Below are 10,955 nucleotides of genomic sequence, written 5' to 3' on the forward strand. Positions count from 1 at the left end.
TCGGAGAGCAGGGTGACCTGCGGCACGCCCAGGCGCTCGGCGAGCAGCGCCGGGACCACGCCCATGACGCCGTCGGTGGAGGCCATGCCGGAGATGACCAGGTCGTAGCCGGCCTTCTCGATCGCCTTGGCCAGCACCAGGGAGGTGCCGATGGCGTCGGTGCCGTGCAGGTCGTCGTCCTCGACGTGGATCGCCTGGTCGGCGCCCATGGACAGCGCCTTGCGCAGCGCGTCCCTGGCGTCCTCCGGGCCCACCGTCAGCACGGTGATCTCCACGTCGTCGTCGGAGTTCTCCGCAATCTGCAGCGCCTGCTCGACGGCGTACTCGTCCAGCTCGGAGAGCAGACCGTCCACGTCGTCGCGGTCGACGGTCAGGTCCTCGGCGAAGCGCCGGTCGCCCGTGGCGTCGGGCACATACTTCACGGTGACAACGATCCTCAGACTCACAACAGTTCCCCTTTCACTTCTGCGTCATTCCCGGCGGGCCGGGCGCGAGAGGCGGCCGGCATGCCGCCTTGCGTCTACGGCAGGTTGCGGGCCATGACGATCCGCTGGACCTGGTTGGTGCCCTCGTAGATCTGCGTGATCTTCGCGTCGCGCATCATCCGCTCCACCGGGTAGTCACGGGTGTAGCCGTAGCCGCCGAGGAGCTGGACGGCGTCCGTGGTGACCTCCATGGCCACGTCGGAGGCGAAGCACTTGGCGGCGGCGCCCTGGAAGGTCAGGCCCGCATCGCCGCGCTCGGAGGCGGCCGCGGCCGCGTAGGTGAGCTGGCGGGCGGCCTCGATCTTCATGGCCATGTCGGCCAGCATGAACTGCACGCCCTGGAAGTCGGCGATCGGCCGGCCGAACTGCCGGCGCTCGGTGACGTAGCCCTTGGCGTAGTCCAGGGCGCCCTGGGCGATGCCCAGCGCCTGGGCGGCGATGGTGACGCGGGTGTGGTCCAGGGTCCGCATCGCGGTGGCGAAGCCGGTGCCCTCCGCGCCGATCATCCGGTCGGCGGGGATGCGGACCTGGTCCAGGTAGACCTCGCGGGTCGGCGAGCCCTTGATGCCGAGCTTCCGCTCCGGGGCGCCGAAGGAGACGCCCGGGTCGGACTTCTCCACCACGAAGGCGGAGATGCCCTTGGAGCGCCGGGCGGGGTCGGTGACGGCCATCACCGTGTAGAACTCGGACTCGCCGGCGTTGGTGATCCAGCGCTTGACGCCGCTCAGGACGTAGGTGTCGCCGTCGCGGACCGCCCGGGTCTTCATGCCGGCCGCGTCGGAGCCGGCGTCCGGCTCGGACAGGCAGTAGGAGAACATCGCCCGGCCCTGGGCGAGCGGGGCCAGGTACCGCTTCTTCAGCTCCTCGGAGCCGGCGAGGAGCACCGGGAGGGAGCCGAGCTTGTTCACCGCGGGGATCAGCGAGGAGGAGGCGCAGACCCGGGCCACCTCCTCGATCACGATGACGGTGGCCAGCGCGTCGGCGCCCGCGCCGCCGTACGCCTCGGGCACGTGCACGGCGTGCAGGTCGTTGGCGGTCAGCGCGTCCAGCGCCTCCCGGGGGAAGCGGGCCTCCTCGTCCACCGCGGCGGCGTACGGCGCGATCTTCGCCTCGGCCAGCGAGCGGACGGCGTCGCGGAGCATGTCGTGCTCCTCGGACGGGCGGTACAGGTCGAAGTCAGCCGATCCGGCCAAGGTCTCTCACTCCAAAGACGACGAGGGCGACGAGGGCGACGCTCTGATGATGCTAACTACCGTTAAGTAACCTCCATAGTAGAACTCCTGCCCGTACGGACGTACGTGAGTTTGCCGACAACGGGCCGGATCGCCCGCTACGGCGCGCTCGCCGCCCCCGGTTATGCTCGGGCCCGCACTACCTGCCGTATACCCCTTGGAGCACGCATGGCCCTCAGGATCACCGTGATCGGCACCGGTTATCTCGGTGCGACACACGCCGCGGCCATGGCGGAGCTCGGGTTCGAGGTACTGGGCCTCGATGTCGTGCCGGAGAAGATCGACATGCTCCGGCGGGGCGAGGTCCCGATGTACGAGCCGGGGCTCGAGGAGCTGCTGCGCCGGCATGTGGCGGGGATCGAGGGGTCCACCGGCAGGCTGCGGTTCACCATGGACTGGGCCGAGGTCGGGGCGTTCGGCGACATCCACTTCGTCTGCGTGAACACTCCGCAGCGGCACGGCGAGTACGCCTGCGACATGTCGTACGTCGACTCCGCTTTCGCCTCGCTGGCCCCGCACCTCACCGGCCCCGTGCTGGTCGTCGGCAAGTCGACCGTGCCGGTGGGCTCCGCCGACCGGCTGGCCTCCTACCTGGCCGAGCACGCCCCGGCCGGCGCGGACGCCGAGCTGGCCTGGAACCCGGAGTTCCTGCGCGAGGGCTTCGCGGTCCAGGACACGCTGCACCCGGACCGGATCGTGGCGGGCGTGCGCAGCGAGCGGGCGGAGAAGCTGCTGCGGGAGGTGTACGCCACACCGGTCGGCGAGGGCACCCCGTTCGTGGCGACCGACTTCCCGACCGCGGAGCTGGTGAAGACCTCCGCGAACTCCTTCCTGGCCACCAAGATCTCGTTCATCAACGCCATGGCCGAGCTGTGCGAGGCCACGGGCGGCGACGTGGCCAGGCTGGCGGAGGCCATCGGGTACGACGACCGGATCGGCCCGAAGTTCCTGCGGGCCGGGATCGGTTTCGGCGGCGGGTGCCTGCCGAAGGACATCCGGGCGTTCATGGCACGCGCCGGTGAGCTGGGCGCGGACCAGGCGCTGACCTTCCTGCGGGAGATCGACTCGATCAACATGCGCCAGCGCGGCCGGATGGTGGAGCTGACCCGGCAGGAGCTGGGCGGCGGGGCGTTCCTGGGCAAGCGGGTCGCGGTGCTGGGTGCCACCTTCAAGCCGGACTCGGACGACGTACGGGACTCGCCGGCGCTGAACGTCGCCGGCCAGATACACCTCCAGGGCGGCCAGGTCACCGTGTACGACCCGAAGGGCATGGACAACGCCCGGCGCCTCTTCCCCACCCTGGGATACGCGGACTCGGCGCTCGAGGCGGTGCGCGGTGCCGACGTCGTGCTGCACCTGACGGAGTGGCGGGAGTTCCGCGAGCTGGACCCGGCGGCGCTGGGCGAGGTCGCGGCCCAGCGGCTGGTCCTCGACGGGCGCAACGCCCTGGACGCCGAGGCGTGGCGCCGGGCCGGCTGGCGCTACCGCGCGATGGGCCGCCCCACCGCCTGACGGAGCGAAGGACGCCGGTTCGGCCGAGGCTCAGTCGGCCGAACCGGCGTCCGACTGCATTCTGCACCACGGGGTGGGCCGGGTGGGGCTCCCGGGGCCCGTCGGCCGCCGTGCGCCCTCCCTCTTCAGGCCCCCTTCGCGCGGTAGCGGCGCATCTTGGCGCGGGCCCCGCACACCTGCATGGAACACCAGCGGCCGCGTCCGGCGGGACTGCGGTCGTAGTACGCCCAGTGGCAGTCGGCGGCCTCGCAGGCCTTCAGCCTGTTCCAGGTGCCCGCCGTGACCGCTTCCGCCACGGCCGCCGCGATCCGTGAGAGCAGGGGCCCCTCGTCGACGGGGGCGAGGGCGGCGGAGCCGTCCGCCGGGTCGACGGTGACCACCAGCGGGGCGCGCGCGAGCAGCGCGCCGAGCGGGACGACCTCGCGGTGCGGCGGATGGCCGGCGTGGGCGAGCAGGGTCGCGCGCAGCGCCTCGCGCAGCTCGCGTGCCGCCTCGACGCCTGCCGCGTCGTCCTCCGTGAACCCGAAGCGGACGCGGCCGTCCGCCGTGTCCAGCGCGTCGGCGCCCGTCTCCAGGTCGAGCGTGTTGACGAGGTCCTCGACCAGGACCAGCCCACCGGGCGCAGCCGATCTCTCACTCATGTCCGGACGGTACCTCTCGCGTCCCCGTGCGTTTCCCCTTGCGACGTTACCTCTTGTGCGGCAGCATGCAGTAACGGTTACCGGTTACCCGCCCCTATGGGTAACCGAGGGATTCGAGGAGGAAGTCATGTCCGTTGCCAAGGTGGGCTCCGTCGTCCTGGACTGCCCCGATCCGCGTGCGCTGGCCGGTTTCTACGCCGAGGTGGTGGGCGGCACGATCGTGGACGAGGGCGACTGGGTGGACCTCCAGGTGCCCGGCGGGCCCACACTCGCGTTCCAGGCGGCCCCCGGACACGTACCGCCCCGGTGGCCGGCGCCCGACCACTCGCAGCAGTTCCACCTGGACCTGACCGTCGAGGACCTGGACGCCGCGGAGAAGGGGGTGCTGGCGCTCGGCGCGAAGCCGCTGGAAACGGAGGACCGCTCGCGGACCTTCCGGGTGTACGCGGACCCGGCAGGGCATCCGTTCTGCCTGTGCGCCTGCTGAATGCGCCCGCTGAACCGGGAGGATCCATGACCGCGGTGGCCCGCCTGCGATCCGTCGTCGACTGCCCCGGGCCGCGCGAACCGGGCCGCTTCCACGCGGCCGCGGCGGGCGGCACGTCCGAGGAGCGGGACCCGGACCGGGTGGCGCCCCGGATCCCCGCCGGGCCGCGGCCGGCCTTTCGGCGGGCACCCGGGGACGCCCCGCCGGACTGGCCGCGGGCCGGCCACGACTCCCAGCGGTTCCACCTCGACTTCGACGCGGGCGGCACCCGGGAGGAGGTCGACGCGGCCGAGCAGCAGGTGCCGGCGCCGGGGGCGCGGGTGCTGGAACGGGAGAGCCCGGAGGAGTACGACGCGAAGGACTCCCGGGTGTACGCCGATCCGGCGGGGCATCCGTTCTGCCCGTGCCGGATCGAGCAGCCCTGATCGAACGGCACCGACCGAGCGAGCGGGTACGGGAAACGGGGGCGGAGGGCGGGCATGTGCCCGCCCTCCGCCCCCGTTCAGGGGCGCCGGTGCGCCGGTGTGCTCAGCCGTCGAGTGACTCGATGGTCGCGTGGGACGGCCCGCGGGTCGCCCGGAGCTCCCGGGCCGTGTCCTCGGCGGCGCCCAGTACCCGTACCGCGTTCTGCCAGGTCAGTTTGGCCAGGTCGGACCTGGACCAGCCGCGGTCGTGCAGCTCGGCGATCAGGTTCGGGTAGCCGGAGACGTCGTTCAGGCCGTCCGGGGTGAAGGCGGTGCCGTCGTAGTCGCCGCCGATGCCGAGGTGGTCGATGCCGGCCACCTCACGCATGTGGTCCAGGTGGTCGGCCACCGTGGCGACCGTGGCGACCGGGCGCGGGCGGCGCTCCTCGAAGGCGGCGTGCACCTTCATCGCCTCCGCGGTGGTCTCCAGGTGGTGGAAACCGTGGGCGCGCATGTTCTCGTCGGCCTCGGCCGTCCAGTCGACCGCCGCCTGGAGCACGAACTTCGGTACGAACGTCACCATCGCGACACCGCCGTTGGCGGGCAGCCGCTCCAGTACGTCGTCCGGGATGTTGCGCGGGTGGTCGCAGACCGCGCGGGCGGAGGAGTGGGAGAAGATCACCGGCGCGGACGTGGCGTCCAGCGCGTCCCGCATGGTCGTGGCGGCGACGTGCGAGAGGTCGACCAGCATGCCGAGCCGGTTCATCTCGCGGACCACCTCGCGGCCGAACGCCGACAGGCCGCCCACTCCGGGCTCGTCCGTCGCCGAGTCCGCCCAGTCCACGTTGTAGTTGTGGGTGAGGGTCAGGTAGCGCACGCCGAGGTCGTACAACCCGCGCAGGGTGCCGAGGGAGTTGGCGATGGAGTGGCCTCCCTCCGCCCCCATGAGCGAGGCGATACGGCCCTGTCCGCGGGCGGCCTCCATGTCGGCGGCGGTCAGCGCGGGCGCCAGGTCCTCCGGGTGGCGGGCCAGCAACTGCCGTACGCAGTCGATCTGTTCCAGAGTGGCCGGCACCGCGTCGGGCAGGTCCGCGCGGACGTACACCGACCAGAACTGGGCGCCCACGCCGCCCGCGCGCAGCCGGGGGATGTCGGTGTGCAGGTGCGCGGCCTGGTCGTCGGCGATGTTCCGGGCGTCGAGGTCGTAGCGGACCTGTTCGCGCAGCGCCCAGGGCAGGTCGTTGTGCCCGTCCACGACGGGGAAGTCGGCGAGGAGGGCGCGGGCGGCGTCGAGTGAGGAACCGTCAGCAGTGGTCACGGGACTCACTTCCCGAAGCCGAAGCCGTTGCCGGAGCCTTCGACCTTGGCCCGCAGGCGCTTGCCCTTCTCCGTGGCCTGGTCGTTGAGGTCCTGCTGGAACTCCCGCATCCGGCCGAGGAGTTCCTCATCGTGGGCGGCGAGCATGCGGACCGCCAGCAGGCCCGCGTTGCGGGCGCCGGCCACCGAGACGGTGGCGACCGGGACACCGGCCGGCATCTGCACGATGGAGAGCAGGCTGTCCATGCCGTCGAGGTGCTTCAGCGGCACCGGGACGCCGATGACGGGCAGCGGCGTGACCGAGGCGAGCATGCCGGGCAGATGGGCCGCGCCGCCCGCACCCGCGATGATCACCTTCAGGCCCCGGTCCGCGGCCTGCTCGCCGTAGGCGATCATCTCGCGGGGCATGCGGTGCGCGGAGACGACGTCGACCTCGTGGTCGATCTCGAACTCGTCGAGGGCCTTGGCCGCGGCCTCCATGACGGGCCAGTCGGAGTCCGATCCCATGACGATGCCGACTACGGGGCTGGGGCTCATTCGGTGATCGTGCCTCTCAGGTAGCCGGCTGCGTGACGGGCGCGTTCCAGCACGTCGTCCAGGTCGTCGCCGTAGGTGTTGACGTGGCCGACCTTGCGGCCGGGCTTCACGTCCTTGCCGTACATGTGGATCTTCAGTTGGGGGTCGCGGGCCATGCAGTGCAGGTACGCGGAGTACATGTCGGGGTAGTCGCCGCCGAGGACGTTGGCCATGACCGTCCACTTGGCGCGCGGGCGCGGGTCGCCGAGCGGCAGGTCGAGGACGGCGCGGACGTGGTTGGCGAACTGGGAGGTGATCGCGCCGTCCATGGACCAGTGCCCGGAGTTGTGCGGACGCATCGCGAGTTCGTTGACGAGGACGCGTCCGTCGCGGGTCTGGAACAGCTCCACGGCGAGGTGGCCGACGACGCCGAGTTCCTTGGCTATGTTCAGCGCCATCTCCTCGGCGCGCAGCGCGAGGGCCTCGTCGAGGTCGGGGGCGGGGGCGATCACCGTGTCGCAGACGCCGTCGACCTGCTGGGACTCGACGACCGGGTAGGCGACGGCCTGGCCGTGCGGGGAGCGGACCACGTTGGCGGCCAGCTCGCGCACGAAGTCGACCTTCTCCTCGGCCAGCACCGGGACGCCGGCCTTGAAGGGCTCGGCGGCCTCCGCGGCGGAGTCGACGACCCACACGCCCTTGCCGTCGTAACCGCCGCGGACGGTCTTGAGGACCACCGGGAAACCGTCGCCCTCCGCCGCGAACGCGGCCACGTCCTCCGGACCGGTGACGATGCGGTGCCGCGGGCAGGGCACCCCCATCGCGTCGAGCTTCGCGCGCATCACGCCCTTGTCCTGGGCGTGCACCAGCGCGTCGGGGCCGGGGCGGACGGGGATGCCGTCGGCCTCCAGGGCCCTGAGGTGCTCGGTGGGCACGTGCTCGTGGTCGAAGGTGATCACGTCGCAGCCGCGCGCGAAGGCGCGCAGCGTGTCCAGGTCGCGGTAGTCGCCGACGACGACATCGCTGACGACCTGCGCCGCGGAATCCTGCGGAGTGTCACTGAGAAGCTTGAACCTGATGCCGAGCGGGATGCCCGCCTCGTGTGTCATACGAGCGAGCTGCCCCCCGCCGACCATGCCGACTACCGGGAACGTCACACCCCCAGGGTATCGGTCGAGCCACGGTGGCCGATTCCACGGCGGTTTCCGGCCCCCTCGGTGATCAGCCCGTGCCCTCCGGCCTCTCACCGGTCGTTCCCGGACGGTCCGCGGCCGAAAGGACCGTCCGCAGGAAGATCACGAGAAGGGGTGGTTAGCATGGTGTGGTTGACGCCACTCTGACGCCACACCACGGACGGGGGCCGGCACGACCATGGGACGCGGTTCCTCGGGGCCTTCGGCGGCCCCGGCCCCGCGCGGCACCGTGCGGCAGCGCCTCGATCGGCTCGTCCGTGAGGCCGTGAAGTTCGGCGCGGTCGGCGGAGCCGGGCTGTTGGTCAATCTCCTCGTGTTCAACCTGGTCCGGCAGGTGACCGACCTCCAGGTGGTGCGAGCGAGCGTCATCGCGACCGTCGTCGCGATCATCTTCAACTACCTGGGCTTCCGCTACTTCACCTACCGGGACCGCGACAGATCCGGACGCACCAAGGAGATGTCGCTGTTCCTGCTGTTCAGCGTGGTCGGGCTGGTGATCGAGAACGGCCTGCTGTACACGGCGACGTACGGGTTCGGCTGGGACAGCCGGCTGCAGAGCAACGTCTTCAAGTTCCTCGGCATCGGTGTCGCCACCCTGTTCCGCTTCTGGTCCTACCGCACATGGGTGTTCCGCGCGCTGCCGGCCCGCGAGCCGGGCACCGGGAGCGCGGCGGCGAAAGTGGGCGCGGGTCCCGTCGCCAGGGGCGGGGCGAAGCCACCTGCCCGGCAGCGCGTGCCGTAGGCGCCGACGGCCCCGCCTGCCCTCTGTCCTCCTCGGACCGCCCGCTCCGCCCGCTACCTGACCGTGCGGCGGTCGTCGTCCCGGGACTTCCGCGGCGGGGTACGGGACAGGAACAGGCCGAAGACCGGGGGCTTGGCCTGGAGCATCTCCAGTCGGCCGCCGTCCGCCTCCGCGAGGTCCCGGGCGACCGCGAGGCCGATGCCGGTGGAGTTGTGGCCGCTGATCGCCCGTTCGAAGATGCGGGCCCCCAGTTCGGCGGGCACCCCGGGGCCCTCGTCCGTGACCTCCACGACGACCTGGTTGCCGGTGACCCGAGTGCGCAGGGCGACCGTGCCGCCGCCGTGCATGAGCGAGTTCTCGATCAGGGCGGCCAGCACCTGGGCGACCGCGCCCGGTGTGCCCACCGCCCGCAGGTTCCGCTTGCCGGAGCTGACCACGGCGCGACCGACACTGCGGTAGGCGGGACGCCACTCGGCGAGCTGCTGCTGGATCACCTCGTCGAGTTCGAAGGTGACCGCGGAGCCGTTGCGCGGGTCGCGGGCGTTGGTCAGCAGCCGTTCCACCACGTCCGTGAGGCGTTCCACCTGCGTCAGCGCGATGGTCGCCTCCTCCTTCACCGTGTCCGGGTCGTCGGTGAGGGTGATCTCCTCGAGGCGCATGGACAGGGCGGTGAGGGGGGTGCGCAGCTGGTGGGAGGCGTCGGCGGCCAGTCGCCGTTCCGCGGTCAGCATGCGGGCGATGCGCTCGGCGGAGGAGTCCAGCACGTCCGCGACCCGGTCCAGCTCGGGGACGCCGTACCGCCGGTGGCGGGGGCGCGGGTCGCCCGAGCCGAGGCGCTCGGCGGTCTCCGCGAGGTCGGTCAGCGGGGAGGCGAGCCGGTTGGCCTGGCGGACCGCCAGCAGCACCGCGGCGATCACCGCCAGCAGCGCCACCAGCCCGATGATCAGCAGCGTACGGCCGACCTCCCGGGTCACCGAGGAGCGCGGCTCCTGGACGGTGACCGTCTCGCCCTCCTCGCCCGGGGCCGTGGCGCTGATGACGTCGCCCTCCGGCTTGGCGCCCACCTCGATGGGCGCCCTGCCGGGAATGCGGATGACGGCGTAGCGGTCCTCGGTGATCTGGTCGCTCAGGACCTCGGCGGTGACCTTCTCCTCGACGAGCAGTCGGCTGTCGACGATGCTGGCCAGCCGTACGGCCTCGGACTCGACCCGGTCCCTGGCGGTGTCGCTGATGGTGCGGGTCTCCACGATCACCAGGGACACGCCGAAGACGGCGATCACGACGAGCACCACGGCGAGCGTGGACTGGATCAGTCGGCGGCGCATGACCTCTTACCTGAAAGAACCCCCCTACGGTGGCGGGGTTCAGCTCTTCTCGAAGCGGAAACCCACGCCCCGGACGGTCGCGATGTAGCGGGGGTTGGCCGCGTCGTCACCGAGTTTCTTGCGCAGCCAGGAGATGTGCATGTCGAGGGTCTTGGTGGACGACCACCAGGTGGTGTCCCAGACCTCGCGCATCAGCTGGTCGCGGGTGACGACCCGGCCCGCGTCCCGGACCAGGACCCGTAGCAGGTCGAACTCCTTGGCGGTGAGCTGGAGTTCCTCCTCGCCCATCCACGCCCGGTGCGACTCGACGTCGATGCGCACGCCGTGGGTCGCGGGCGGCTGCTGCGGCTCGGTGGCACCGCGCCGCAGCAGGGCCCGTACCCGGGCGAGCAGTTCGGCGAGCCGGAACGGCTTGGTGACGTAGTCGTCGGCGCCGGCGTCCAGACCGACGACGGTGTCCACCTCGTCGGCGCGCGCGGTCAGGATCAGGATGGGAACCGTGTGGCCGTCGGAACGCAGCCGGCGGGCGACCTCCAGACCGTCCATGCCGGGCAGCCCGAGGTCCAGCACCACCAGGTCGATGCCGCCCTGCAGGCCTGCGTCGAGCGCGCTGGGTCCGTCCTCACGCACCTCCACCTCGTAGCCCTCCCGGCGCAGGGCACGGGCCAGCGGCTCCGAGATGGACGCGTCGTCCTCGGCGAGCAGTACACGGGTCATGCACTGATGGTAGTCCCGCCGCGACACGGTCCGGGGTGTGATCACGACGGCCGGTTCTTACCGCGCGCACACCTGTTTCTCACCTCGGGGCCCGCGAGAGGGGCCTGGAACTGTGGGGTGCGATCCTGAAAAGAACCTTCGAATGAGTGATCACGGTTCCCTCGGGACCTGTGATCCCTGTCTCAAGTCCTTCCATATCCGGCACTGTCCTGCCGTATGGTGAACCAACGCCTGTTGCACCACGGGGACCTTTGGCGCAGTTGCCGCTGAAGGTCTCTTTTGCGTGCCGGTCGGCTTCCCGCCGGCCTCGTAAGCAATGACCTATGGCCGGGCCGCTACGCACATCGACGCGCGTAGCGGCCCGGCCATAGGTCATTGCTTACG

Annotated in this window: 11 protein-coding genes and 1 pseudogene; 4 read left to right on the top strand and 8 right to left on the bottom strand. The window is 71.4% G+C overall.

What is annotated here, in order from left to right; genetic code table 11:
- Both DIZ27_RS42255 and DIZ27_RS42260 read right to left on the bottom strand, forming a co-directional pair.
- A pseudogene (locus DIZ27_RS42255) lies at nucleotides 1–446 on the bottom strand (electron transfer flavoprotein subunit beta/FixA family protein); the annotation flags it as partial.
- 74 nt (nucleotides 447–520) lie between these two features.
- On the bottom strand, nucleotides 521–1,678 hold the full coding sequence (locus DIZ27_RS42260) for an acyl-CoA dehydrogenase family protein (RefSeq protein ID WP_109383614.1): 1,158 nt from the start codon (nucleotides 1,676–1,678) through the stop codon (nucleotides 521–523).
- A 207-nt stretch (nucleotides 1,679–1,885) separates the two neighbouring features.
- Here DIZ27_RS42260 and DIZ27_RS42265 point away from each other — a divergent pair, with 207 nt between their 5' ends.
- Entirely contained in the window at nucleotides 1,886–3,229 is a 1,344-nt protein-coding gene (locus DIZ27_RS42265) for a UDP-glucose/GDP-mannose dehydrogenase family protein (RefSeq protein ID WP_109383615.1), read from the top strand.
- 125 nt (nucleotides 3,230–3,354) lie between these two features.
- Here DIZ27_RS42265 and DIZ27_RS42270 read toward each other — a convergent pair whose 3' ends face one another.
- On the bottom strand, nucleotides 3,355–3,870 hold the full coding sequence (locus DIZ27_RS42270; protein ID WP_109383616.1) for a CGNR zinc finger domain-containing protein: 516 nt from the start codon (nucleotides 3,868–3,870) through the stop codon (nucleotides 3,355–3,357).
- Nucleotides 3,871–3,997: 127 nt separating this feature from the next.
- On the opposite strand from DIZ27_RS42270, the gene DIZ27_RS42275 reads away from it, so the two are divergent.
- Both DIZ27_RS42275 and DIZ27_RS42280 read left to right on the top strand, forming a co-directional pair.
- A complete protein-coding gene (locus tag DIZ27_RS42275; RefSeq protein WP_109383617.1) occupies nucleotides 3,998–4,357 on the top strand; it encodes a VOC family protein in 360 nt (119 codons plus the stop codon).
- Between the two features lie 26 nt (nucleotides 4,358–4,383).
- On the top strand, nucleotides 4,384–4,782 hold the full coding sequence (locus DIZ27_RS42280; RefSeq protein ID WP_109383618.1) for a VOC family protein: 399 nt from the start codon (nucleotides 4,384–4,386) through the stop codon (nucleotides 4,780–4,782).
- Nucleotides 4,783–4,885: 103 nt separating this feature from the next.
- Here DIZ27_RS42280 and DIZ27_RS42285 read toward each other — a convergent pair whose 3' ends face one another.
- The 3 genes from DIZ27_RS42285 to DIZ27_RS42295 are packed head-to-tail and all read right to left on the bottom strand — an operon-like array spanning nucleotide 4,886 to nucleotide 7,751.
- Nucleotides 4,886–6,079 (bottom strand): dipeptidase, encoded by a 1,194-nt coding sequence (locus tag DIZ27_RS42285; RefSeq protein WP_109383619.1) that lies wholly within the window; start codon nucleotides 6,077–6,079, stop codon nucleotides 4,886–4,888.
- Nucleotides 6,080–6,084: 5 nt separating this feature from the next.
- Nucleotides 6,085–6,615: a 5-(carboxyamino)imidazole ribonucleotide mutase gene (gene purE / locus DIZ27_RS42290; RefSeq protein ID WP_258308857.1), complete on the bottom strand. Its 531-nt coding sequence runs from the start codon at nucleotides 6,613–6,615 to the stop codon at nucleotides 6,085–6,087.
- A complete protein-coding gene (locus DIZ27_RS42295; protein WP_109383621.1) occupies nucleotides 6,612–7,751 on the bottom strand; it encodes a 5-(carboxyamino)imidazole ribonucleotide synthase in 1,140 nt (379 codons plus the stop codon). The genes purE and DIZ27_RS42295 overlap by 4 nt, the downstream gene beginning before the upstream one ends.
- Nucleotides 7,752–7,965: 214 nt before the next feature.
- Between DIZ27_RS42295 and DIZ27_RS42300 the strand changes: the two genes are divergently transcribed.
- Nucleotides 7,966–8,529, top strand: coding sequence for a GtrA family protein (locus DIZ27_RS42300; protein ID WP_109383622.1), 564 nt, complete (start codon nucleotides 7,966–7,968; stop codon nucleotides 8,527–8,529).
- Between the two features lie 53 nt (nucleotides 8,530–8,582).
- On the opposite strand, the gene DIZ27_RS42305 is transcribed toward DIZ27_RS42300, so the two are convergent.
- Together DIZ27_RS42305 and DIZ27_RS42310 are read right to left on the bottom strand one after the other, a co-directional pair.
- The gene (locus DIZ27_RS42305; protein WP_109383623.1) at nucleotides 8,583–9,854 is read right to left on the bottom strand and encodes an ATP-binding protein; all 1,272 of its coding nucleotides are present in this window, start codon (nucleotides 9,852–9,854) and stop codon (nucleotides 8,583–8,585) included.
- A 39-nt stretch (nucleotides 9,855–9,893) separates the two neighbouring features.
- A complete protein-coding gene (locus DIZ27_RS42310; RefSeq protein ID WP_109383624.1) occupies nucleotides 9,894–10,571 on the bottom strand; it encodes a response regulator transcription factor in 678 nt (225 codons plus the stop codon).
- Nucleotides 10,572–10,955 lie beyond the last annotated feature (384 nt).

Origin of the sequence: Streptomyces sp. NWU339 (assembly GCF_003143855.1) — a bacterium.
Taxonomy (GTDB): Bacteria; Actinomycetota; Actinomycetes; order Streptomycetales; family Streptomycetaceae; genus Streptomyces.